Below are 23,799 nucleotides of genomic sequence, written 5' to 3'. Positions count from 1 at the left end.
TGCAGCAGACGGAACGGGCGGCACGAAGGCCGCCCGCTGGTTTGAGTGCTGCGAGGGTTACTTCACTTCGGACGACGGGCGCGGCGTGGTGGCCGTTTCCGCCGGCAGCACCGGCAGAGTGACAGGCGGCAACGTGCCCGTCAGGCTTTCCAAAAACGCCACCAGTTGCACAGTCTCTTCTGGCGCGAGCTTTTCGCCCAGCTGGCTTTCGGCCATGACCTCAATCGCAACCGACAGATCCCAGACCTTGCCCGAATGGAAATAGGGCGCGGTCAGCGCGATGTTGCGCAGAGGTGAGGCCCGGAACACGTATTCATCATCCACGGTTTCGGTCACGGCAAAGCGGCCCTTGTCACCCGGGGGCAGGATTTCTGCGCCGGGTTTCTCAATCAGGCCAAAGGGGTAATAGCCGTGGCCACCGACATTGACGCCCGAATGGCAGGACGAACAGCCCTTGTCCATGAACAGGTTCAGCCCGGCCTTGGCCTCTTCGGTCATGGCATTGTCATCGCCGTTCAGCCAGGCATCAAAGGGGGCCGGGGTGATCAGCGTGGCCTCAAACGCCTCGATCGCCTTGGCCATGTTGTCGAAGTTGACCGGGTTTTCCTCTGCCGGGAAGGCATCGGTGAACCATGTCACGTATTGCGGCATGGATTTCAGGGTGACTTCCACCTGCTCGGGCGTGTTCGCCATTTCGACCCCGGCCTGAATTGGGCCCTTGGCCTGTGCGGCAAGGTCATCGGCGCGGCCATCCCAGAACTGCGCCTCGTTCAGCACCGCGTTCAGCACGGTGGGCGAATTGCGCGGCCCCTTTTGCCAGCCATGGCCGACACTGGTTTCCATGTTGTCATCGCCGCCGGTCGCAAGGTTGTGGCACGACGCACAGGAAAACACACCCGAGGCCGACAGGCGCGGGTCAAAGAACAGGGCCTTGCCCAGCTCGATTTTCTCGGGCGTGACCGGGTTGTCTTTGACCGCCGGGATGGTCGAGGGCAGGGGCTTGAACTCTGCCGCCGCCCGGTCGCGCAGGTCGTCGGCCATGACCGGCCCGGCAAGGGCCGAGGTTATCAGGGCAAGAAATAAGGTATGTCGCATGGCATATCTCCGTGTTGTTGATATCGCTCCGCGAGTATTAGAATCGTTCCAGACACGGCACCGTGATCTGGATCAAGTTAAATCATTGATTTTGAATGTGTCGTTTGGTGACCCGTTGGACGGGCACGGCTGCAGCCCTTGGGCTTTGGCGCGATACGCCGAGAGCGGCGAAAGTTTTGGCGGGGGGGCAGGTCAGACGCGGCCACTGCGCACCGCAGGTCTGAAAGGACCGCTATGGTCCTTCAGGCTGCGCCAGAGCGGGCCATGCCCGCTCTGCGCCAGTTGTATGGATCAGCGGCGGCGGTCGCGTCGCGCGCTCATCGGCTGGAAGGCCACGCCGACATGCGCCTCGCAATAGGGTTTGCCGGGCAGGCTGGGCAAGCCGCAGAACCAGAAGTCATCGGTTGCCGGGTCGCCGATCGGCCATTTGCAGGTGCGTTCGGTCAGTTCCATCAGCGTCAGGCGTTTGGCGTGCTTTTCCACCTCACGCACCGAGGCCAGGGCTTCGGGGCTGATCTCATTGGCCGACGGCTGCGGCGGCAGCGGCTGACCGGCAGGAATGATCGCCTTGCGCACCGGCAGCGGCGTCACGTTCGACGGGGCCACGGGGGCGGCAGCCGGGCGTTCAGGGGCCGGGCGCGGGGCTGTGGCAACAGGCTCGGGGCGCGGTTCCGGCGCGGGTCGGGACGCCGGTTCGGGCTTGGCCGCCACCACGGGTGCCTCTTCCTCTGCCTCATCCTTGCCGCCGCCGACACGGTTCGACAGGCCCAGACGGTGCACCTTGCCAATCACCGCATTGCGGGTAACACCCCCAAGTTCCTTGGCGATCTGGCTGGCCGACTGGCCTTCGGCCCACATCTTCTTGAGCGTTTCAACCCGCTCATCCGTCCAGGACATGGTGATCTCCGCTGTTGGGCTGTGCAATGGTCATGTGCCGCGCATTCTAACCGCGACGGCACGGGATACAAGCAGGCGGGGCGAAGATCAAGCGCTGGCGGGCGAAACAGCCTGCCAGATTTCCGTTTACAGACGGCCGATCTTCGCCTATCGACAGGATATGACCAGACGGCACGCCCTTATCCGACGTCCCCGACGCTTCTGAGCGAATGGTTACGCCTGGCCCGGCGCACAGGGCCATCCCCAGATTGACACCCCCTGCGGCCACCCGCTACGCCTTGGCTTCCCGCCGTTGTTCAGGGAAGACCCATCGTTCCGGTTCCGCCAGACCCCGAAAGGCATGTGCCATGATTTCCGCCGTCCTGCCCACCTATAACCGCGCCCCCCTTGCCTTTGTGACGGGGGAGGGCAGCTGGCTTACGTCCGAAGATGGTAGCCGATACCTTGATCTGGGGGCGGGCATCGCCGTGAACGCGCTTGGCCATGCCCATCCGGCATTGGTGGAAACCCTGACGGCGCAGGCGCAAAAGCTGTGGCATGTGTCCAACATCTACCGCATCCCGGAACAGGAGCATCTGGCCGAACTGCTGGTGGACCGGACCTTTGCCGATACGGTGTTCTTCACCAATTCGGGGACCGAAGCGGCAGAGCTGGCCATCAAGATGGCGCGCAAGCACCATTATGACGCGGGCCACCCCGAGCGCACGCAGATCATCGCGTTCGAAGGTGCGTTCCATGGCCGGTCTACCGGGGCGATTGCCGCCGCCGGGTCGGAAAAGATGGTCAAGGGCTACGGCCCCTTGATGCCGGGCTTTACGCAGGTGAAATGGGCCGATCACGATGCGATCCGTGCCGCGATCACAGACCAGACCTGCGCCGTGATCATCGAACCGATTCAGGGAGAAGGTGGCATCCGTGTGGTCCCTGATCAGTGCCTCAAGGGTTTGCGCGACCTGTGCGACAGCACCGGCACGCTGCTGATCTTTGACGAGGTGCAATGCGGCATGGGCCGCACGGGGCGGCTGTTCGCCCATGAATGGGCCGGGGTCACCCCCGATATCATGATGGTCGCCAAGGGCATCGGCGGCGGCTTTCCTTTGGGCGCGGTGCTGGCCACCGAACATGCCGCGTCGGGCATGGTTGCGGGCAGCCACGGTTCCACCTACGGCGGCAACCCGCTGGGTTGTGCTGTGGGGGCAAAGGTCACCGAGATTGTCAGCGATCCTGCCTTCCTCGATGCCGTCAGCCAAAAGGCGGCGCAGTTCCGCCAAGGCCTTGAAGGTCTGGTCGCCAGCCACCCCAAGGTGTTCGAGGCGGTGCGCGGGCAGGGCCTGATCCTTGGCCTGAAATGCGTGGTGCCCAATACCGACGTGGTCAAAGCGGGCTACGCACAACACATCCTCACCGTCGCCGCCGCCGACAACGTGCTGCGCCTGCTGCCTGCCCTCAACATCCCCGAGACGGATATCACCGAAGCTCTCTCCCGCCTCGACGCCACCGCCACTGATCTGGAAGCCGCCCTCTGATCCGCTTGCACCTTTGATAAATACTCTCGGGGGTCCGGGGGCAGACAGCCCCCGGCGCTTGCCGCCAAAGAAACGAAATGACATGAAACACTTCCTTGATATCCACACCACCGACGCCACCGAGCTCAGATCCATGATCGACTCGGCCCATGCCATGAAAACGGCCCGTCTGGGCCGCCCGCGCGGTGCGCCGGATGATGACCAGCCGCTGGCCGGTCACATGGTTGCGCTGATCTTTGAAAAACCCTCGACCCGCACCCGCGTGTCGTTTGATGTCGGCGTGCGGCAGATGGGCGGCCAGACCATGGTGCTGTCTGGCAAGGAAATGCAGCTGGGGCATGGTGAGACCATCGCCGACACCGCCCGCGTGCTGTCGCGCTATGTCGATCTGATCATGATCCGCACCTTTGAAGAGGCGACGCTGCTGGAAATGGCCGAACACGCCACCGTGCCGGTGATCAACGGCCTGACCAACCGCACCCATCCGTGCCAGATCATGGCCGATGTGATGACCTATGAGGAATTTCGCGGCCCGATTGCCGGGAAAAAGGTGGTCTGGGCCGGCGATGGCAACAATGTCTGCGCGTCCTTCCTGCATGCCGCCGGACAGTTCGGTTTCGATTTTACCTTTACAGGACCGGAAACGCTGGACCCGGAGCCGAAGTTCGTCCAGTTCGCCCGCGCCAAGGGCTCGGATGTGCAGATCGAACGCGATCCGCATACCGCCATCATCGGGGCCGATCTGGTGGTGACCGATACATGGGTCAGCATGCACGACCCGGAGTCGGCGAAAGAGCGCCGCCACAATCAGCTGCGCGGCTATCAGGTGAATGAGGCTTTGATGGCAAAGGCCAAGCCAGACAGCCTGTTCATGCATTGCCTGCCCGCGCATCGCAACGATGAGGCGAGCAGCGCCGTGATGGACGGCCCGCATTCGGTGATCTTTGACGAGGCGGAAAACCGGCTGCACGCGCAAAAGGCAATCATGCGCTGGTGTCTGGGGAAATAGGCGCTTTGCGCACGGCACGCTTTTGCAATCCGTTGCGCACCGGGTTGGCACCCGCATCCTCTGGCTTTTGGCCCTTCGTGGGCCAAAGCTTGCTATAAACGGCAGAGGCCACATCTCCCGCGATGCCGGGCAAGGTGCCGACCGCGCTGCGGCTTATGTTTCCAGCAGGTCGATTTCCCGCTCGAGAAGGGCCGCAAATTTCGCCGCCGCGACGGGAAGGGTGCGGCTGCGCAACTGGCACAGATAGAGCCGCCCGGAAGGCACATCCCGGGGGTCAATCGGGCGCGTGACGACAGAGGGGTAGGAGTCTGGAAGACCAACCTGCATCTGAAAGCTGATGATCCATTCCTGTTCTGGATAATGCCGCATGAAATCGAAGCTGTCAGTTTCTATCATCGAGGGCAGCTCGATGGACAACCGGACCAGCGCGACGTCGATCAGGTGGCGCACGCCATAGACCGCCGTGGGAAGTGCCACGGGGAACAGGGCGCAATCGCGCAGCCGGACCACGGCCTTGCTGGCAAGCAGATGGTCCGCCGCCATCACGGCATGGAACGGTTGCCGAACGCTGGCAAGCACCTGCACCTCGGACAGACGGACAGGCTCGAAGATCAGGGCAATGTCGGCGCTGTGATCGGCGAGCGCGGTTTCCGCCGCCGCCCGGTCACGGACCCGCACGCTGAAGCTGACGCCAGGGTGATCGCGGCGGTAAGTCCCGATGCAGTGGCGGGCAGGAAATAGGGAACGAAGGCCTGCGAACAGGCGATGGCAACATGGCCGCGCCGCTCGCCCCGCAGATCGGCGATCTGGCCCTTGAGCTTTTCGTAATCCGCTGCCTGCCTTCTGGGGGCGAGGGCGGTCGATCCGTCGATCACCTGCCAGGTGATCTTTACCGGGGAATGGTCACTGGCCGTGAAAGAGGCCGAAGCCACGAATGCGCTGGCGGATGCGGGCTGCGATGTCATCACCTGCCATGTCGACGGGCCGAAAGTGGTGATGGAAACGGCCGCGCGGCGTGGCGCGTTCATCTGTGGCTACCACGCCGACCAGTCCGCGCTTGCCCCCGAGAAGTATTTGACCGGGGCCGAATGGAACTGGGCGGGCGTCTATACCGGCATGGTTCAGACCGTGCTGGACGGCGGGACCATCGACAATTTCGTGCGCGGCGGGCCGGCGGAGGGGTTCATCAAGATGTCTTCGCCTGGTGCCTCCGTCAGCGACGCCGCCCGCGCGCAGTTCGAAGCGGTGAAGGCCGAAATCATGGCGGGCGGATTCGCGGCCCTGAAGGGACCTTTGAACGACAATACCGGCAAGCCCCTGCTGGCCGCAGGCGAGGCTTTGGTCGAGACCGACATCGCACTGGAAAGCATGGATTATCTTGTTGAAGGCGTTGTCGGGTCAACGTCGTAGGGCGGGCTTGGGAACCGGGGGGGCGGCATGGCAGATCAGGCAATCATCGAATCAGGGGGGCTGCCGTCCTTCCCACTCTTGCCCGCAGGGCAGAGCCTGTGGCCATCCCGCTCCTTGCGCTGATGGCGGGCTTTGCCGTGTTCAGCCTGTTTCTGCTGACGCAAGGCAAGTCGCCGGTCCAGTATTTCACGCTGGTCTGGCGTGGTGGATATGGATCGGCTTTTTCGTGGCAGAACACGCTGTCACGGACTGCCCCCTGCTGTTTGCCGTCCTGTGCGTGGCTTTGCCTCCGCGGCTTGGCCTTGTCGTCATTGGCGGCGAAGGTGCGATCGTGCTGGGCGGGGTGGCCGCCGGGGCCTTGGGGGGGCGCTGACCGGAACCGCGCCTGTGGTTGCGCTGCCGGTCATGGCTGCGGGGGCAATGCTGGTGGGGGGCCTGTGGATCGGCCTTGCCGGGGGATTGCGCCACTACCGGGGCGTGAACGAGACGATCTCTTCCCCGCTGCTGGCCTATATCGCCATTGCGCTGATGAACCATCTGGTGCGCAACGCCTGCGCGGCCCGGATGAGCATGGCCGAAAACATCGCCTTCCGCAGTTTTGACCGGAACGGGACGGGCCGCCGCTTCTGGCTGTCAGGCCGCGACATGCGCAGGCGACGAAGTTGCCATGGGCCGCATCCTGATCGCGGGGGAGCCCGGTGCCGACATCATACCCGCCCTTGCCCCTTTGCCCGGAGAGGTCGTGATCGACAAGCCGGGAAAGGGCGCATTCTACGCCACCCTGTTGATGGAGGTGCTGACCGGCCTTGGCATCACCACGCTGTTTTTCGCCGGTGTGACGACAGAGGTCTGCGTGCAGACGACCATGCGCGAAGCCAAAGACCGGGGCTTTGACGCGCTGTTGGTCGAGGATGCGACAGAAAGCTACTTCCCCGAATTCAAGGCAGCGGCGCTGGCGATGATCCGCGCGTAAGGCGCAATCGTGGGATGGACCGCCACGACCGATCAGGACAGGAGGGCGCTGAATGTCTGAGCCACTACACTTTCCCGGATTCCTGCCGGAAGACTGGACCAACGCCGCGTTCAAGCCCTTCCGCGACGGGGTCGAGATTGCGAAGATTTATGATGGCCCGCCAGATGTCGCGTTGTTACGCTATGCTCCGGGCGCGAGCATACCGGCCTATTTTCACCCGGGTCTTGAGACGATCCTTGTCCTGAGCGGCGCGCAATCGGACGAGCGGGGCACTTATCGCGCGGGCGCACTTGTTCTCAATCCTGCGGGCACCACGCACCGAACCCATAGCGGCGCGCAGCGATGGCGGGCCCGGAAACGTGACGCTTCTGGCACGGTCGGGTCAGGATGCGCTGACGGAAGGGCTGGCGCAGGCGCTGCAGGCCGATGCGCAGGTGCCGATGGGGGCGACCGGCAAGCCACTGCCCGCCACTGCCCTGCCACAACCCGCGCCCCTGCCGGGCGAGACGGCCATCGCGCCTGTCGGGGCACATATGGCGGGCCTGCCGCTCAACCCCCAGATCACAAGCCTTGGCGGGCGGTTTCTGGAAGCGACCGAAACCGCGCCCTGCTACCGGCTTTTCGCTCTGGCCGGGGGACCACCTGCGCGTCCCGGGCTTTTCCGGGTGGCGGCACAGGGCGCGTCGGTTGCTCTTGAACTCTGGTCCGTGTCGACGCCGATGCTCGGTGCGCTCCTCGTGCAGATACCGTCTCCGCTCGGGCTGGGGCGCGTCGCGCTTGCCGATGGTCGGAATGTGGTGGGCTTTGTGGTCGAGCAGGCAGGGCTGGACCAATCCGAAGACACAACCAGCTATGGTGGCTGGCGCGCATTTCTTGCTGCACGATTGGATTGAACGGGTCCGTGTCCGCCAGTTGCTGCATGGCTCCGGCTCTTCGCGACGGTGCCAACCGCCTGACGGATCGTCGGGTGCCGGTCTTGCCCGCCAAACCAAAAAGGCGGGGCCATTGTCCCGCCTTTCCACAGGCCGCGAAGGCCCGGATCAGTTCGCCGCTTGACGCGCTTCCTGCGTGATCGTCGCACCGGCGACCTGAAGGTCGCGGCCGGCCCCGGCGACAGTGCCGCAGGCGGAAAGGGTCAGGGCGGCGAGCAGGGACAGAAGGGTCAGGCGGCTTTTCATCGGGTATCCTCTCGGTGATTTCGCGGGCCAACGCGCGGGCGGGACTTTGGTTCCACGCATGGGGCGGCTTGGCAGAATTATTTCGCTGTTTGTCGGTTCAGCCGGGCTTTAACGGGCGGTTAACCATCCTGCGCGCAAACTGCCCGGTATGCGTGCCCTTGCCCTTGTCCTTTTTCTCTCCGCCTGCGGGCCGCAGCCCGCGCCACAGTTCTTTGGCGCGGATCGCACCGATGTGGTCCGCGACGGTCGCAAGTATACGGTTTACCAAAAGGGCACTGCGGTGGAGGTGATCCGTCTGGGCTATGCGCGGCGGGGGGAGCATCAGGGCATCCGCGCCACGATGATCGCGCTGATCCCCGAGGTGACTGGCTGTGCGCTGATCGCATCGACCCTGCAGGGCGACAGTGGCGAAATGCGGGGGCGGCTGCGCTGCTGAACAGCGCCCATGGCTGGCATGACATCCTTGCCCGCCCGGTCCGGCCCGCCCTATACAGACGGCAGCCAAAGCCGAGGATGCCAGATGATCACCAACCCGCCCAGCCTTCTGCGCCGCCTGCTCGACCGCGCGGTCGAGGTGGCCGATCCGATGCGTTCGCTGGCCGGGCATCTGCCGCCGCGCCCTGCGGGCCGCGTTGTGGTGGTCGGCGCGGGCAAGGCCAGTGCGCGCATGGCCGAGGCGGTGGAGGCGGAATGGGGCCCGTGTGAGGGGCTGGTGATCACCCGCTATGGTTATGGCCGCCCCTGCCGGGGAATAGAGATTGTTGAGGCCGCACACCCGGTGCCCGATGCCGCCGGGCAGGTGGGCACCACGCGGATGCTGGATCTGCTGGGCGGGCTGGGCGAGGGGGATTTTGTGCTGGCGCTGATCTCGGGCGGTGCCTCGGCTTTGCTGGTGGCCCCCAGCCATGCGGTAACGCTGGCGGAGAAACAGGCGGTGAATGCGGCGTTGCTCGCCTCTGGCGCGCCGATTGACCGGATGAACACGGTGCGCAAGCACCTGAGCCGGGTCAAGGGCGGGCAGTTGGCGGCCGCCGCGCATCCGGCGCAGATGATGGCGCTGATGATTTCCGACGTGCCGGGGGATGATCCGGCCTTTATCGGGTCCGGCCCCACGGTGGGCGATGCCAGCACCCCCGCTGATGCGCAGGCGATACTGGATCGCTGGCAGATCGCCGTGCCGCCATCGGTGCAGGCGGCGTTGCAGGCCGGGTCGGGCGTGGTGCCGCCGGGGGATGCCCGCCTGTCACAGGTGACCAACCGGATCTATGCCGCGCCCATCCAGTCGCTGGAGGCCGCCGCCACCATCGCACGCGAGGTGGGCTGCGACGTGCGCCTGCTGGGCGATGCGCTGGAAGGTGAGGCGCGCGAGGTGGCTGCCGTGCAGGCGGCCGAGGCGCTGGCGGTTAAGGCCAGACTGCGCCCCGGCGACGCGCCGGTTCTGCTTCTGTCGGGGGGCGAGCTGACGGTGACGCGGCGTGGTGACGGGATCGGCGGACCGAATGCAGAATTTGCGCTGGCGCTGGCCATCGCGCTGGATGCCGCGCCCGGCATCCATGCCATTGCCTGCGACACCGATGGCGTAGACGGCGCGGCCGAGGTGGCGGGCGCACTGATCGGCCCCGGAACCCTTGCCCGCGCGCAGGCCGCAGGCGTTGACCCCGCCACCGCCTTGGCCCGCAACGACGCCCACAGCTTTTTCGGCGCCATCGACGGGCAGGTGGTCACCGGCCCGACGCTGACCAATGTCAACGATTTCCGCGCCATCCTGATCACGCCCTGACCAACCACAGCCGCGCCTGATTGACGTACCTCAGCCTTTGGCGATATGCGTAAGAAATGGGCAGGCCAACCGTTACAGATATCGCACGCGAAGCCGGGGTCAGCCTTGCCACGGTGGACCGGGTGCTGAACGCCCGTCCCGGCGTGCGCGCCAAGACCATTGCGGCGGTGCAGGAGGCGATTTCCCGGCTGGGCTATGTGCGTGACATGGCGGCGGCGAACCTCGCGCGCGGGCGCAACACCCGGGTAGCGGTGCTGTTGCCCGATACCGAAAGCCAGTTCATCCAGACGCTGGAGGATGCACTGACCGAAGCCGCCGCATTGTCGACATCCGCGCGGATGCAGGTGGATCTGCTGCGCTATCCGGCGGCAGACCTGCACCGGCTGGCCGCGATGCTGACCGATCTGGCGGCGGCGGGCATCTCGGGCGTGGCACTGATGGCCCCGGAAACCCCGGTGGTACGCGATGCGCTGCGCGCCCTGCATGTCGCTGCAATCCCGGTGGTGGCGATGGTGGCTGACCTGCCCAATTGTGGGGCCGCGCATTATGTCGGAATCGACAGCCACACCGCCGGGCGCACGGCAGGGGTGCTGATGGGGCGGTTTCTGGGGGCGAAAATGCCGCGTGTGATGGTGATCGCCCAATCCATGCTGCTGCGCGACAGTATTGAACGGCGGCGCGGGTTTGATGCGGTGATGCTGGCCGATTTTCCCGGCGTCACAGTGGGCCAGACGCTGGAAACGCACGGCGAGGCCGACACCCTGCGTCAGGTGATGCGCGAATCGCTGCGCTCTGACGGGCCGGTCGGCGGCATTTATCTGCTCGGCAGCGGCCACCGTGCCCTGGCGCAGGTGCTGTCGGAACTGGGACTGCTGGGCCGCGTCGTCACCATCGGGCATGAGCTGACGCCGCACACCATTGCGGCGCTGCAATCGGGCTGGCTGGATGCGGTGATTGCGCAGAATGTCGGCCATGTGGCGCGCAGCACCCTGCGGGTGTTGCAGGCGAAGGCCGATCATCAGCCCATTAACGAATCGCAGGAACGCCTGCGGTTGGAGATCATCCTGCGCGAAAACCTGCCTCAGGCGGTGTGATCCGCAGAATCAAAGCGGTTTGATCCGCCCGTCGCGTCAAAATGATGTGCGTACCTCAAAAATGATGGACAGGGCGGATTTGAGTGCCTATCGTCTGGTTCAGCACTCACGATGGCGGCCAGAGGAGGGGCGCCTTGCGCGTTTGCATTCAGGGAGGATAACCAATGAAGGCAAGATTTTTGACCGCAACCGCGGTCGGCGCTGTGCTGTCTGCCGCCGTGCTGACGGCCAGCGTCGCCTCGGCCCAATCCAATGAACTGACCTTGTGCTGGGCCGCATGGGACCCGGCCAACGCGCTGGTGGAACTGTCCAAGGATTTCGAGGCACAGTCCGGCACCAAGATGACCTTCGAATTCGTGCCATGGCCCAACTATGCCGACCGCATGCTGAACGAGCTGAATTCGGGCGGGCAGCTGTGCGATCTGCTGATCGGCGACAGCCAGTGGATCGGCGGCGGCGCGGAAAACGGCCATTACATCAAGCTGAACGATTTCTTCGAAGCTGAATCGATCAGCATGGATGATTTCGCCCCCGCCACGGTTTACGCCTATTCGACCTGGCCCAAGGGCGAGCCGAACTATTACGCGCTGCCCGCGATGGGTGATGCGAACGGCTGGTTCTACCGCAAGGACTGGTTTGAGCGCGAAGACATCAAGGCCGCCTTCATGGAGGCCACGGGGCGCGAACTGGGCGAGCCGCAGACCCAGAAAGAGCTGCTGGAAATCGCCCAGTTCTTCCAAGGCCGCGAGATTGACGGCCAGACCGTCTATGGCGCGTCGATCTTCACCGAACGCGGGTCCGAGGGCATTACCATGGGGGCCACCGGGGCGCTGTATGCCTGGGGGTTCAAGTATGAAAACACCCCCGGTGCCTATGACATGGAAGGCGCGGTAAACTCACCCGAGCAGGTCGAGGCGCTGGAATTCTACAAGGAGCTGTACAAGACCGCGACGCCCCCCGGCTATGACAACGCCTATATGGAACAGTCGCTGGATGCGTTCAAATCCGGCCAGGTGGCGATGGCGATGAACTGGTTCGCCTTCTTCCCCGGCCTTGCCGCAGATCCGACCGTGGGGGGCGACAAGATCGACTTCTTCGTCAATCCTGCCCAGAACCAGCCCGCGTCGACCCTTGGTGGGCAGGGCATCTCGGTCGTCAGCTATTCCGACAACATCGACGGCGCGCTGGAGTATATCAAATGGTTCGCCCAGCCGGATGTGCAGAAGAAGTGGTGGTCGATGGGTGGCTATTCCTGCCACCTTGCGGTGCTGAACGATCCTGATTTCGTCAACTCTGCCCCCTTTGCCGCCGACTTCCTGGCGGCGATGGATAACGTCTATGACTTCTGGCAGGAACCGGCCTATGCGTCCTTGCTGCTGGCAATGCAGGACCGGCTGCACAATTATGTGGTGGCCGATCAGGGCACCGCACAAGAGGCGCTGGACGGTCTGATCGCCGACTGGACCGAAGTGTTTGAAGACGAAGGCAAGTTGTAAGCCGCCTTCCGGGTGCGCCGAGGCCATCGGCGCACCCACCCCTCATGTCCCCCGCAGGACCATCCCCATGACCGATACGCCGATCGACCGAATGGCGCGCGCAACGCCCGCCCCTCTGGCACGCCGCGTGCGCGGGCTGTCTGACCGCGCCATTGCCTGGCTGTTCGTGGCCCCCACGATTTTCCTGCTGCTGGCGATCAACATCTTTCCGCTGATCTGGACGGTGCGGCTGTCCTTCACCAATTTCGCCGCCAACCGCCCGGGGCGCGAGGTGGAATGGGTCGGCCTGCGCAATTACGAACGCATTCTGACCAGTGAAGGCATCTGGGCCAATATGCAGACCACGGCGCATTTCCTGATCTGGACCATCACGCTGCAGGTGCTGATCGGCTTTACCCTCGCCTGGCTGATCAACCGCAAATTCAGGGGCAATGACCTTCTGACCACGCTGATCGTGCTGCCGATGATGCTGTCGCCGGCGGTGGTTGGCAATTTCTGGACCTTTCTGTACCAGCCGCAGATCGGGTTGTTCAATTACATGGTCGAGCTGTTCACCGGCATCCCCGCCAGTTCGTTTTCCATGCTGGGCGCGGGGGGGCTGGCGAAATGGTCGATCATCATCGTCGACACCTGGATGTGGACACCGTTTGTGATGCTGATCTGTCTGGCCGGGCTGCGGTCAATCCCGGATTATATTTATGAGGCCGCCGAGGTCGACCGCGCCAGCAAATGGCGGCAGTTCTGGACCATCACCGTGCCGATGGTGCTGCCCTTCCTGATGCTGGCTGTGCTGTTCCGCGGGATCGAGAATTTCAAGATGTTCGACATGGTGGTGCTGCTCACGGGGGGCGGGCCGGGCAATGAAACGCTGCTGGCATCGATCGACCTGAAGCGCGAGGCCTTCGAGAAATGGCGCACCGGCTATTCAAGCGCCTATGCAATCATCCTGTTCGTGACCGTGTTTGGTCTGGCCTCAATCTACGTCAAAGCCCTGAATAAGGTGAAGGAAAGATGAGCGCTTATTCCGTCACCGAACCCTCGCGCGCGTCCAAATCCATCGCCGCCGTGCTGGTGGTGGTCTATGCCATCATCACCCTGCTGCCGCTGTTGTGGATCATCTCCACCGGGTTCAAATCCGGCCCCGACAGCATCAGCTATCCGCCAAAGGTTCTGTTCGAGCCGACCCTCGAAGGCTACGTTAACCTGTTCACGACCCGCACCCGCATCGGGGCTGAACAGTTCGCCGCCCTGCCACCGCCCGAGACCTGGTATGATGAGATCGTGCGGCAAAGCGGCACTGTGATTGCCGGGAAAAGCCGGTTCGGCGAGCGGTTCATGAATTCGGTGATCATTGGTTTTGGCTCGACCGCGCTGTCGATCTTTCTGGGCACGCTGGCGGCCTATGCGTTTTCGCGCTTCCGGGTGCCGTTCAAGGATGATCTGCTGTTCTTCATCCTGTCGACCCGGATGATGCCGCCCATCGCCGTCGCCATCCCGATCTACCTGATGTACCGCGAGCTGGGCCTGTCAGACACCCATCTGGGGATGATCCTGCTTTATACGGCGGTGAACATCAGTCTTGCGGTCTGGCTGCTCAAAGGCTTCATCGACGAGATTCCGCGCGAATACGAAGAAGCGGCGCTGATCGACGGCTACACCCGGTTTCAGGCCTTCCGCAAGGTGGTGCTGCCGCAAGCCGCCACCGGCATTGCCAGCACCGCAATCTTTTGCCTGATCTTTGCATGGAACGAATACGCCTTTGCCGTGCTGCTGACCTCTGGCAAGGCGCAGACCGCCCCGCCGTTCATCCCCACCATCATCGGCGTCGGTGGTCAGGACTGGCCGGCGGTGGCCGCCGGGGCGACCTTGTTCCTGCTGCCGGTGATGATCTTCACCATCTTGCTGCGCAAGCACCTGCTCCGCGGGATCACCTTTGGCGCGGTGCGCAAATGACACGATTTTTCTGCGAAAAATCCGGCCCGCCCGGATCTGCTGCTTCCGCATTCATCTTGATAAAAATACTCCCGCCGGAGGCACCTGTGGCCTGCTTTAGGAGCCTCCGGCGGGGATATTTGAGAACAGATGAAGGGGCAGGGACATGAGCACATTTGTATCCGGGCTTATGCGGTTGCGGCGCGGGCCGTGGGAGAACCTGTCGACGGTTCTGATCGCGCTGGGCGTGGTGATGCTGATGCAGCCGTTCTTTCTGTGGGCGTTCACCTACAGTTTCATCGTGACCCTTGTTGGCACCGTGATGTTCATCATCACCAGCCATTTCCCGGAGTAATCCCTTGGCCGAAATCGTGATCCGCAATCTGCGCAAGGAATTCGGGGCCTTTACGGCGGTGCAGGGGTCGTCCTTCACCATTGCTGACGGCGAATTCTTCATGCTGCTGGGGCCGTCGGGTTGCGGCAAGACCACAACGCTGCGGATGATTGCCGGGCTGGAGCTGCCGACCAGTGGCAAGATCCTGATCGATGGCGAGGATGTGTCGCAGCGGCCGGCCTCAAAGCGTGATATCGCGATGGTGTTCCAGATGTTCGCGCTTTACCCGCATATGAACGTGCGCCGCAACATCAGTTATCCGCTGGTCAGTCAGGGCGTGCCGCGCGCGCAGGTGCAGGCCAAGGTGGCCGAGGTGGCGCGGATCTTGGGCATCACCGATATTCTCGACAAGCCTGTCGGGGGCCTGTCGGGCGGCGACCGGCAGCGGGTGGCGCTGGGTCGCGCCATTGTGCGCAACCCAAAGGCGTTCATGATGGATGAACCCTTGGGCGCATTGGACGCCGAGTTCCGCGAGCATATGGCCGAGGAATTGCGGGCCCTGCATGACCGGATGGGGGCAACAACGGTCTATGTCACCCATGACCAGCTGGAGGCGATGCAGATGGGCGACAAGATTGTGGTGATGAACCACGGCGTGGTTGAACAGTTCGGCACGCCGCAGGACATCTATGACCACCCCGCCACGCTGTTCGTCGCTGATTTCATCGGCAGCCCGTCGATGAATGTGCTGCGGTTTCAGGGGGCTGCGCAGGCCGGTGACACTTCTGTCCGTCTGGGCGATGTGGTGCTGACCCTGCCGCAGCTGCAACAGGACCCGGCAGGCCGCGATCTGGTGCTGGGGGTCAGGCCCGAGCATGTGACGCTGGCCGATGATGCGGCCTATCGTGGGTGCATTCTGGCCAGCGAATATCTGGGCACCTCGCAGATCATCACGCTGGACACTGCGCATGGCGTGGTCAAGGCCCGCGCGCCCTCCGCTCAGGCGGTGCGCAGCGGCGATACCGTGGGGCTGGCGTTCCGGGCGGATACGCTGTCGCTGTTTGATGCGGGCACCGGGCGGGCCTTGCGCACGGCGGCCAATGCGGGGGTGTTCCATGGCTGAGGTTGTGCTGTCCAACGTATCCAAGTCGTTTGGCGCGACCCGCGCCCTGATGGATGTGTCGCTGACCATTCCCGACGGGGCTTTCGTGGTGCTGCTGGGGCCGACCGGGGCGGGCAAGACCACCACCCTGCGGCTGATTGCCGGGCTGGACCGGCCTGACAGCGGCGATATTGCCATCGGCGGGGCCTCGGTGCTGCCCGACATGCCGGCACAGCGCGATGTGGCGATGGTGTTCCAGCAGTACTCGCTGTATCCGCATCTGTCGGTGCGCGACAATCTGGCCTTTCCGCTGCGCAGCCCGGTCATCAACATGCCCGAGCCGGATGTCGCTATCCGCGTGCAGGCGGTGGCCGAGTCGCTGCGGATCGCGCACAAGCTGGACAACAAGGCGACCGCGCTGTCGGGGGGCGAGATGCAGCGGGTGTCCATCGGGCGCGCTTTGGTGCGCCAGCCCCGGATCTATCTGATGGACGAGCCGCTCAGCAGTCTGGATGCCAAGTTGCGCGCCGATCTGCGGGTCGAGCTGAAGCGCATTCATGCCGAGCTGGACGCGACCTTCCTCTATGTCACCCATGACCAGATCGAGGCGATGACCATGGCCACCCATGTCGGCGTGCTGGATCAGGGCCGTCTGGTGCAGTTCGGCACCCCGCGTGAGATTTACGAGGACCCGGTCAGCACCTATGTTGCCAGCCGTCTGGGCCAGCCGCGCATCACCCTGCTGCCCGCAGGTACCTTTGGCCCCGGTGCGCCCGCAGGGGCCACGCAGATGGGCCTGCGCCCCGAACATATTGTAATCGGTGAGGGTCAGCCCGCAACGGTGCGTCGGGTAGAACGGCTGGGCGATCAGACCCGGCTGCACCTTGGCCTTGGCCCGCATGAGATTGTCACACTGGCCGATCCCCACACCCCGCTGGGGCCGGGGGACAGCATCGCCATCCGCCCGCAGACCCCGCTGTGGTTTGACGCCAGCGGCAACCGACTTCAAGGATCACGCCCATGAAACAGTTCATGAATTCCCGCGAAAGCCTGGTCACCGATGCCATTGACGGGCTGATCTGTGCCTCGGGCGGGGCCTTGGTGCGCCTGGATGGCTACCCGCATATCCGCGTGGTGCTGCGCGCCGACTGGGACAGATCGAAGGTCGCGCTGGTGTCTGGTGGCGGGTCTGGCCATGAACCCAGCCATGCGGGCTTTGTCGGGCGGGGGATGCTGACGGCGGCGGTTTGCGGCGATGTGTTTGCCAGCCCGTCGGTGGATGCGGTGCTGGCGGGTATTCTGGCGGTGACGGGTCCCGCCGGGTGCCTGCTGATCGTCAAGAACTACACCGGCGACCGGCTGAACTTCGGCCTTGCGGCAGAGCGCGCCCGCGCCTTCGGGCTGAAGGTGGAAATGGTGATCGTCGATGACGACATAGCCCTTCCCGACCTGCCACAGGCGCGCGGGCTGGCGGGAACGCTGTTCGTGCACAAGATTGCGGGCGCGATGGCCGAAGCCGGGGCCGGGCTGGATGCCATTGCCACCGCCGCGCAGGCGGTGATCGGATCGGCCCTGTCGATCGGCATGTCGCTGGACACCTGCACGGTGCCGGGCAGCCCCAAGGAACAGCGGATTGACCCCGGCAAGGCCGAGCTTGGCCTTGGCATCCATGGTGAGGCTGGGGTGGAACAGGTGGCCTTTGCCGGGGCCGCATCGGCGATGACACAGGTGGCAGACCGTCTGGCCCCGCATCTGGGCAGCGCCGACCATGTGGCGCTGCTCAACAACCTAGGCTCCACCACGCCGCTGGAAATGAGCGTGCTGGCGCAGGAGCTGTGCCGGTCGTCGCTCGCCCCCCGGATCAGGTGGATCATTGGGCCGGCGGCTCTGATGACCTCGCTCGATATGCATGGGTTTTCGCTGTCACTGCTGCCGGTGACGCCGGAGCAGGAACAGGCGCTGGCCGCCCCGGTCGGGCCGGCGGCATGGCCGGGGCTGCACCGGCTGGGCAAGCCCGGCCTGCGCCCCTTGCCCGACGGGCTGACCCCGATTAAGCCCGAGCCTTCGGGCCATCCGGCGCGCGCCGCGCTGATCGCGCGCTGCTGTCAGGCGCTGATCGCGGCCGAGGCGGATCTGAACGCGCTGGATGCCAAATCGGGCGATGGCGACACCGGGTCGACGCTTGCCGGGGCCGCCCGCGCCTTGGCGGGCGCGCTGGACCGGATGCCGCTGGCCGACACCACGCAGCTGTACCGCGCCATCGGATCGGCGCTCAGCCAGACCATGGGCGGGTCTTCGGGTGTGCTGCTGGCAATTTTTTTCACCGCCGCGGGCGATGCGGCGGCAAGCGGCAGGAACTGGATCGGCGCGCTGTCCGCCGGGCTGGACCGGGTGCGGCAGGTGGGGGGCGCGCAGCCGGGCGACCGCACGATGATCGACGCACTCGCCCCGGCGCTGGCGGCCCTGCCGCAGGGCGTGGCCGCCGCCGCCGCCGCCGCGCGCGTCGGGGCTGACAGCACCGGCACGATGACCCGGGCCAAGGCCGGGCGGTCCAGCTATCTGTCGGCTGACAAGCTGGCCGGTCACAACGATCCGGGGGCAGAGGCGGTGGCGCGCCTGCTGGAGGATCTGGCCCGCCCCGGCTGATTTACCAAGCCCGGCTGATTTAACATACCCGCGTGATTCACCATAAACGCACTAATCGCTGCCGGGATGCCGATGCCATATTGATTGTGTTAACAAATTCGGTCTCTGTAGGCGCAACGCCAGAACCGAGTTTTTACCATGAGCCCCACAATCGCGCTGGAATCGCCACTTGGCAGCGACCTTGCCGTGCTGATGCACCGCCACACGCTTGAAATGCACGCCGATACGCCGCCTGAAAGCATCCACATGATGGATGCCAGCCAGCTTGCCAGCCCCGGCATCTGGTTTTTCGTCATGCGTGAAGAGGGTGACCCCATCGGCATGGGTGCCTTCAAGCGGATCGACGCAGGCCATGCCGAGATCAAGTCGATGCACATCCTGTCCGAGGTGCGGGGCAGGGGCCTGTCGCGCCGGATGCTGGAACATCTGGTCGATGCCGCCCGCGCCGAAGGCTTTGCCCGCCTGTCGCTGGAAACCGGGGTGCAGCCCACCTTTGTCGCCGCCCGCGCGCTCTATTCCAACGCAGGCTTCACCGAATGCCCGCCGTTTGAAGGCTATACCGACGATCCGAACTCGGTTTTCATGACGCGCAGCCTTGTCTAACGCCCGCGCTTGCCGCAAAAAGGGCGCGTCGGTCCCGTAGCTCAGCTGGATAGAGCAGCTGCCTTCTAAGCAGCGGGTCGGGGGTTCGAGTCCCTCCGGGATCGCCAGTCCTTTCGCCCGCTGCCAAACCGGCATAGGGAGGCACGGGTTTGGCGGTTTTCCGACAGCGCAGCTGCCAAGATGGCGCCTTCCGCCTCTTGCGGGCACACCCATTAACTTTCCGGCATGGTCTCGAATGCTTTGTGGCAACACTTGTGCAGCGCGCGGACGTAAGAGTTGTTTCCCAGAAAAGCCGTGTGGGCGAACCAGAGTTTCATCGGCGCAATTCCGTTGAGCACGCATCGACTGACGCCAAGCGCCTCATCAGAGGCTGCCCATTCCGGAACGACCCCAAACCCAAGTCCTGCCTCGATCAGCCGCATGACACTGGTGGTTCCGGACGCTGAAGTCGCCAGTCTTGGCGGGGCGCCCATTTCCCGCGTCAGGTGGTCGAACGCGCGCTCTCTGACGATCTGCCCGCTTTCGTAGGAAATAAAGGGCCGTTCTCGGAACGCGCTCAGTTCGGGGGCGGTTTCGGGAATGTCCCATGCTTTTGGCCACACAAGAGCCAGTCTGTACGTGCCCAGAAGATGTTGTGTGATCGCAGGATGGCTGAAGCTCCGCTCGCTGACCGCTGCATCAAGCGCACCTTCCATCATCATCTTTTCCAGAGTTGTATCGCGCTCGAAAAAGGCCAGCTCAATTTCGGACGATACGGCACGGAAATCCTGCAGGATGCCGGGGAAAAAATGATGGAACAATGCCTGGGGCACCCCGACGCGCAGAACGGATCTGACGTCATGCAACAGCACGGATATCCGGGAAAGAATGGTTTCCAGTTCCTCGCCAAGCGATGCATGCAGAGCGCGGCCCTGAGGCGTCAGTGTGATCTGGCGCGAACCTTTTTCGGCTTCGATCAGGCGCGCACCATAAATCTGTTCCAGTCGGCGCACATGGTTGGCCGCTGACTGGTAAGAGATATTCAGCTCACGTGAGGCCGCCGAGAATGATCCGGTGCGCGCCACAAGGTGAAACGTCTGAAGCAGCGAAATATCGATCTTTGGCCGCTTCTCATCGGATGGGACTGTTGCACTTTTCGGCGTTTTGCTGGTTCTCCGGCTGTTTCGCTCCATGTCGTCCTCTGTGCAGGTCATCGGGCTGGACTGCCGCATTCACAGGGTCCAAGTGATCGAGGAAAGCCGACATCTGCAAGGCCTTTAGCGCAATTGCGCCGGGGGCGACAAAGCCGCCTCCGGTCCGGCCCTGAGCGATCAGATCCAGCGTGGCGCAGACATGCGCTGCCGTCGCAGTCGATACCGCGCTGACAAGCGTGCCTTTGGCATCAGGCCGGGCGGCAAGTGTCAACGTGCGGGAGCTTTCAGTATTGCCTGAACGGCGGCGGATGCAAATCAGTACCCGGTCATCTTCAACATGCGGCATCGCGGTCGAGAGCAGGCTGCGAAACAGATAAAGCCGTTTTGCCAGTCCCATATCCTCCAGCAAAAAGCGGACATAGTCGAGATGGCCGGGATAGCGCAATGTCTTGAAGACAAGACCACCAACACGGCCCTGATGCGATCGTGCCAGTGCGTCCAGACTTCCGGCTGTGGTGAAGGCTTCGAATGCCGTGCCGTCGAGGGAAATCGCCTCGGGTTCACAAAGCGGCCTCACTTCGATCAGGCGGCCGTTGCGCAGGGCAAGACAGGGCGTGGAGTATTCGCTGATCAGGCCTTCGATGCCCCAGATGTTGGCATAGCCCAGACGGTTTTCCGGGCGGGCGGGCAAGACGCCGACAAACACCGTGATGTCTTCATCCGGCGCCGCGGACTCCAGCGCCTCGGCGGCCAGGGCGGTCACGAACCCCGGTGCAAGTCCGCACCCGGGCGCGAGCGTCACCCCGGCCGCGCGCGCGGCGTCCCCAAGGGCGGCCACGCCTGCGCCCGAGGCTGCATTTTCGGAAATATCAAGGTAGTGGCACCCGGCACTGATGGCCGCGCGCGCGACGTCAGAGGCTGGCAGTGACGGATCTGCCAGAATGACCGCGCGCTGTCCCCGCAGCGCGCTTGTGAGGAGGTCAGGCAACGTGCCGGTCAGCGGGGGCAGTCGTGGCAGCGTGTCATCTGCTGGCGCGGCATCGCCCCCACGCGTCCCGATGACCGGGGCAAATCGTGTGCTTTGCGCAAGCATGTGCCCGATGCGGTTTGCCATGCGGCCCGCACCGAGGATCAGCACCGGAAAAGGAGTGTTCATTGGGTCGGCTTCATCCATGAAAGCGCGAAAGAAAGCCACGCAGCCGGTCGGATTTCGGGTTGCGCAGAATGTCTTCGGGGCTGCCCTCTTCTGCGATGCTGCCTTGCTCCATGAAAATGACCCGGCTGGCAATATCGGCAGCAAAGCCCATTTCATGGGTGACCAGAACCATTGTCATCCCTGTATCGGCAAGGCGCCTGATGACCGTCAGAACCTCACCCACCAGTTCGGGGTCAAGCGCAGAGGTGACTTCGTCGAGCAGCAGAACGGCCGGTTTCATGGCAAGGGCGCGGGCGATGGCGACGCGTTGTTTTTGCCCGCCAGACAGATGCGCCGGATAGGCCTTTGCCTTATCCGCCAGTCCCACCTGCTCCAGCAGATCCATGCCCACTGCCTCGGCCTCTGGCCGCGATTGCCGCAGCACGGTGCGCGGGCCCTCGGTGATGTTGTCGATCACGCTCAGATGCGGAAACAGGTTGAAATGCTGGAACACCATGCCGACATTGCGGCGCAACTCGCCCATGCCGATCTTGCTGCCGGTTCCGCGAAACCGGCCGGTGACCTCGCGGCCCCGGAACAGAACGCTGCCCGTGGTCGGCGTTTCCATCATGTTCAGACAGCGGATCAGCGTGGATTTTCCAGATCCGGACGGGCCGATCAGGCCCAGCACTTCGCCGGGCATCAGGGTCAGGTTGATGCCCTTGAGCACTTCGAGTGTGCCAAAGGATTTGGTCAGGCCGCGTGTGGCGATTGCGGGGACGGTATCTGTCATCTGTGTTCTCCCGTGTCAGTCGCTGCGCCGCATACGGCGTTCGAAATGGTCTGCAATCTGCGTCAGCGGGAACAGCATCACGAAATACATGATTGCCGCCAGCGAATAGGCCTCCAGCGGGCGGTAGGTCTCAGAGTTCACCACCGCAGTCATATAGGTCAGTTCGGCAACCGAAATCGCATAGAGCAGCGAGGTGTTCTTTACCTGGATCACGGACTGGTTGATGAACGCAGGCAGCATTTTCTTGACCGCCTGTGGCAGAACGATCCGGCGCATGGCCTGCGCGCCGGACATGCCGATTGCCGCAGCGGCTTCGCGTTGGCCCTTGTCGATGGCATTGATGCCGCCGCGAAAGATTTCGGCATAAAACGACCCGACATACAGCGACAAAGTCAGCAATCCGGCGGTGGTGTTCGAGATGCTGACCCCCAGCAGCATCGGCAGCGCGTAATAGGCCCACAGGATCTGCACCAGCAGCGGTGTGCAGCGAAACAGTTCCTGATAGCTGCGCGCGGTTATGCGCAGCAGCGCAAAGCGGGACAGGCGCGCGAAACAGGCCGCAAGGCCAATGATCACACCCAGTGCAACCGAGCCCACCGTATAAAGGAACGTGATCCAGATCCCGTGGACGAAAAGATCAAAGGATTGCAGGACCGTATAGAAATCCCAGTTGTACATTCGGCCTGTCTCCTCCCTGTTTTCGGTGGGCGCGGGCCTTGCGGCCCGCACAGCCCTGCTCAGCCGTTGATGTCAAAGCCTTCGGGCAGGTCGTCTATCGTGATGTCAAAGGGCTCAAGGCCTTTGAGAATCCAGGTCTGATTGTTCCCCACCCGGCGGTTGTAATCGGCCCAGGCCGAAACAAAGCCCCGGAACACATCGTCCGTCTCATGGCTCATGCCGATGACCGAGGGCGAGGACAGGATCGGGGTCGGCACATAGACCGCACCGATCTGCGCGTTTTTCTTGGTCATCACCATACCGTTGAAGACGGTGTTGATGATCGCGTCCGCCTTGCCGGTGGTGACCGCCAGAACCGCCTCGTCGCGGGTCTTGAAGCGCAGGATGTTCGCCCTGGCCAGATAGGCCTTGGTGATCTGGTCCTGAGACGACCCCATATCCACGGCAATGGTGACAGCCGGATCGTTCAATTCTGCCCAGGTCTTGCCTTTCAGCTCGGCATTCGGCGAGATGATGACAAAGCTGTTGTAATAGGTCGGGGCCGAAAACTCCACCGACAGGGCGCGTTTGGGCAGCGCGGTCAGGGCAAAGGCCAGATCGACCTTGTTCGACTGCACATCAAGGATGGAATTCGCCCAGCTGGATTCGACAACCTCCAGCGTGACACCCAGCTCTGCTGCCATGTCATTGCCCATTTCCACCACAAACCCACGCCATTCGCCGGTGCGCGGATCTTTCGAGAAATAGGGGTCTTCGTTCAGGATACCCGCAATACGCAGCACACCCCGGTCGCGGATTTCATCGACCTTGGATGCTTGCTGCGCCTGTGCGGTGCCAAAGCTGGCACCCAGTGCGATCGCCGTGGCGGCGACCCCCGTCGCCAGTCGTTTCAGGAAAGCCGTCATTGTCATCATCCTCCTTGTTGGCGCGATGCGTGGTTCCGATCCGGAACGCCGCAGATGCCGCGCGGTCTTTTGTTTTGTAT

26 protein-coding genes, 1 tRNA gene and 1 pseudogene are annotated in these 23,799 nt (G+C 63.6%); 19 read left to right on the top strand and 9 right to left on the bottom strand.

Annotated elements, in window-relative coordinates:
- Positions 1–57: 57 nt before the first annotated feature.
- Both Q7J44_RS05660 and Q7J44_RS05655 read right to left on the bottom strand, forming a co-directional pair.
- Positions 58–1,095 (bottom strand): cytochrome-c peroxidase, encoded by a 1,038-nt coding sequence (locus Q7J44_RS05660; protein WP_304877845.1) that lies wholly within the window; start codon positions 1,093–1,095, stop codon positions 58–60.
- A 291-nt stretch (positions 1,096–1,386) separates the two neighbouring features.
- The gene (locus Q7J44_RS05655; RefSeq protein WP_304877844.1) at positions 1,387–1,992 is read right to left on the bottom strand and encodes a GcrA family cell cycle regulator; all 606 of its coding nucleotides are present in this window, start codon (positions 1,990–1,992) and stop codon (positions 1,387–1,389) included.
- 347 nt (positions 1,993–2,339) lie between these two features.
- On the opposite strand from Q7J44_RS05655, the gene Q7J44_RS05650 reads away from it, so the two are divergent.
- Together Q7J44_RS05650 and argF are read left to right on the top strand one after the other, a co-directional pair.
- A complete protein-coding gene (locus Q7J44_RS05650) occupies positions 2,340–3,518 on the top strand; it encodes an aspartate aminotransferase family protein (RefSeq protein ID WP_304877843.1) in 1,179 nt (392 codons plus the stop codon).
- A gap of 82 nt (positions 3,519–3,600) precedes the next feature.
- The gene (argF, locus tag Q7J44_RS05645) at positions 3,601–4,527 is read left to right on the top strand and encodes an ornithine carbamoyltransferase (protein WP_304877842.1); all 927 of its coding nucleotides are present in this window, start codon (positions 3,601–3,603) and stop codon (positions 4,525–4,527) included.
- Positions 4,528–4,680: 153 nt separating this feature from the next.
- Here the strand turns inward: argF and Q7J44_RS05640 are convergent, their stop codons facing one another.
- A complete protein-coding gene (locus Q7J44_RS05640) occupies positions 4,681–5,247 on the bottom strand; it encodes a LysR substrate-binding domain-containing protein (protein WP_304878053.1) in 567 nt (188 codons plus the stop codon).
- A gap of 123 nt (positions 5,248–5,370) precedes the next feature.
- On the opposite strand from Q7J44_RS05640, the gene Q7J44_RS05635 reads away from it, so the two are divergent.
- From Q7J44_RS05635 to Q7J44_RS05615, 5 genes and pseudogenes are all read left to right on the top strand, one after another.
- Positions 5,371–5,937 (top strand): BMP family ABC transporter substrate-binding protein, encoded by a 567-nt coding sequence (locus Q7J44_RS05635; protein WP_304878051.1) that lies wholly within the window; start codon positions 5,371–5,373, stop codon positions 5,935–5,937.
- Between the two features lie 226 nt (positions 5,938–6,163).
- Entirely contained in the window at positions 6,164–6,310 is a 147-nt protein-coding gene (locus Q7J44_RS05630) for a hypothetical protein (RefSeq protein ID WP_304877840.1), read from the top strand.
- 294 nt (positions 6,311–6,604) lie between these two features.
- A complete protein-coding gene (locus tag Q7J44_RS05625) occupies positions 6,605–6,910 on the top strand; it encodes a cysteine hydrolase family protein (RefSeq protein WP_304877838.1) in 306 nt (101 codons plus the stop codon).
- 52 nt (positions 6,911–6,962) lie between these two features.
- Positions 6,963–7,181: pseudogene (locus tag Q7J44_RS05620) on the top strand (cupin domain-containing protein); the annotation flags it as partial.
- Positions 7,182–7,200: 19 nt separating this feature from the next.
- Positions 7,201–7,803: a hypothetical protein gene (locus Q7J44_RS05615; protein WP_304878061.1), complete on the top strand. Its 603-nt coding sequence runs from the start codon at positions 7,201–7,203 to the stop codon at positions 7,801–7,803.
- 147 nt (positions 7,804–7,950) lie between these two features.
- On the opposite strand, the gene Q7J44_RS05610 is transcribed toward Q7J44_RS05615, so the two are convergent.
- A complete protein-coding gene (locus Q7J44_RS05610; RefSeq protein ID WP_135432133.1) occupies positions 7,951–8,088 on the bottom strand; it encodes an entericidin EcnA/B family protein in 138 nt (45 codons plus the stop codon).
- 148 nt (positions 8,089–8,236) lie between these two features.
- Between Q7J44_RS05610 and Q7J44_RS05605 the strand changes: the two genes are divergently transcribed.
- The 12 genes from Q7J44_RS05605 (at position 8,237) to Q7J44_RS05550 (ending at position 19,182) form a co-directional block, all read left to right on the top strand.
- Positions 8,237–8,524: a hypothetical protein gene (locus Q7J44_RS05605; RefSeq protein ID WP_304877835.1), complete on the top strand. Its 288-nt coding sequence runs from the start codon at positions 8,237–8,239 to the stop codon at positions 8,522–8,524.
- Between the two features lie 84 nt (positions 8,525–8,608).
- Positions 8,609–9,868, top strand: a complete 1,260-nt coding sequence (locus Q7J44_RS05600) for a glycerate kinase (protein ID WP_304877833.1) — start codon at positions 8,609–8,611, stop codon at positions 9,866–9,868.
- A gap of 56 nt (positions 9,869–9,924) precedes the next feature.
- Positions 9,925–10,962, top strand: coding sequence for a LacI family DNA-binding transcriptional regulator (locus tag Q7J44_RS05595; RefSeq protein ID WP_304877831.1), 1,038 nt, complete (start codon positions 9,925–9,927; stop codon positions 10,960–10,962).
- A gap of 164 nt (positions 10,963–11,126) precedes the next feature.
- Positions 11,127–12,458: an ABC transporter substrate-binding protein gene (locus Q7J44_RS05590; protein WP_304877829.1), complete on the top strand. Its 1,332-nt coding sequence runs from the start codon at positions 11,127–11,129 to the stop codon at positions 12,456–12,458.
- 67 nt (positions 12,459–12,525) lie between these two features.
- On the top strand, positions 12,526–13,473 hold the full coding sequence (locus Q7J44_RS05585; protein ID WP_304877827.1) for a carbohydrate ABC transporter permease: 948 nt from the start codon (positions 12,526–12,528) through the stop codon (positions 13,471–13,473).
- A complete protein-coding gene (locus Q7J44_RS05580) occupies positions 13,470–14,411 on the top strand; it encodes a carbohydrate ABC transporter permease (protein WP_304877825.1) in 942 nt (313 codons plus the stop codon). Before Q7J44_RS05585 ends, Q7J44_RS05580 begins: the two co-directional genes overlap by 4 nt.
- A gap of 145 nt (positions 14,412–14,556) precedes the next feature.
- Positions 14,557–14,745 carry a hypothetical protein gene (locus tag Q7J44_RS05575; protein WP_304877823.1) on the top strand — a complete coding sequence of 63 codons (189 nt, stop codon included), beginning with the start codon at positions 14,557–14,559 and terminating at the stop codon, positions 14,743–14,745.
- Positions 14,746–14,749: 4 nt separating this feature from the next.
- Positions 14,750–15,847 (top strand): ABC transporter ATP-binding protein, encoded by a 1,098-nt coding sequence (locus Q7J44_RS05570; RefSeq protein ID WP_304877821.1) that lies wholly within the window; start codon positions 14,750–14,752, stop codon positions 15,845–15,847.
- A complete protein-coding gene (locus Q7J44_RS05565) occupies positions 15,840–16,850 on the top strand; it encodes an ABC transporter ATP-binding protein (RefSeq protein WP_304877820.1) in 1,011 nt (336 codons plus the stop codon). The genes Q7J44_RS05570 and Q7J44_RS05565 overlap by 8 nt, the downstream gene beginning before the upstream one ends.
- Entirely contained in the window at positions 16,847–18,472 is a 1,626-nt protein-coding gene (locus Q7J44_RS05560; RefSeq protein WP_304877818.1) for a dihydroxyacetone kinase subunit DhaK, read from the top strand. The genes Q7J44_RS05565 and Q7J44_RS05560 overlap by 4 nt, the downstream gene beginning before the upstream one ends.
- 138 nt (positions 18,473–18,610) lie before the next feature.
- Complete coding sequence (locus Q7J44_RS05555; protein WP_370692958.1) at positions 18,611–19,075, top strand: GNAT family N-acetyltransferase; 465 nt, start codon at positions 18,611–18,613, stop codon at positions 19,073–19,075.
- Positions 19,076–19,105: 30 nt separating this feature from the next.
- Positions 19,106–19,182, top strand: a tRNA-Arg gene (locus tag Q7J44_RS05550).
- Between the two features lie 105 nt (positions 19,183–19,287).
- Here Q7J44_RS05550 and Q7J44_RS05545 read toward each other — a convergent pair.
- Genes Q7J44_RS05545 through Q7J44_RS05525 form a run of 5 tightly spaced genes read right to left on the bottom strand, consistent with a single transcriptional unit; the run spans position 19,288 to position 23,725 of the window.
- Positions 19,288–20,247, bottom strand: a complete 960-nt coding sequence (locus Q7J44_RS05545; protein WP_304877816.1) for a LysR family transcriptional regulator — start codon at positions 20,245–20,247, stop codon at positions 19,288–19,290.
- Entirely contained in the window at positions 20,186–21,364 is a 1,179-nt protein-coding gene (locus tag Q7J44_RS05540; RefSeq protein ID WP_304877814.1) for a saccharopine dehydrogenase C-terminal domain-containing protein, read from the bottom strand. Before Q7J44_RS05540 ends, Q7J44_RS05545 begins: the two co-directional genes overlap by 62 nt.
- A gap of 10 nt (positions 21,365–21,374) precedes the next feature.
- Positions 21,375–22,136 carry an amino acid ABC transporter ATP-binding protein gene (locus Q7J44_RS05535; RefSeq protein ID WP_304877812.1) on the bottom strand — a complete coding sequence of 254 codons (762 nt, stop codon included), beginning with the start codon at positions 22,134–22,136 and terminating at the stop codon, positions 21,375–21,377.
- A 15-nt stretch (positions 22,137–22,151) separates the two neighbouring features.
- On the bottom strand, positions 22,152–22,814 hold the full coding sequence (locus Q7J44_RS05530; RefSeq protein ID WP_304877811.1) for an amino acid ABC transporter permease: 663 nt from the start codon (positions 22,812–22,814) through the stop codon (positions 22,152–22,154).
- Positions 22,815–22,873: 59 nt separating this feature from the next.
- Positions 22,874–23,725 carry a transporter substrate-binding domain-containing protein gene (locus tag Q7J44_RS05525; RefSeq protein WP_304877809.1) on the bottom strand — a complete coding sequence of 284 codons (852 nt, stop codon included), beginning with the start codon at positions 23,723–23,725 and terminating at the stop codon, positions 22,874–22,876.
- Between the last annotated feature and the right edge of the window lie 74 nt (positions 23,726–23,799).

The organism is Pseudotabrizicola sp. (assembly GCF_030656345.1).
Taxonomy (GTDB): Bacteria; Pseudomonadota; Alphaproteobacteria; order Rhodobacterales; family Rhodobacteraceae; genus Pseudotabrizicola.
Note: the sequence above shows the minus strand (reverse complement) of the source record. Positions and strands in the feature narration are given on the sequence as shown.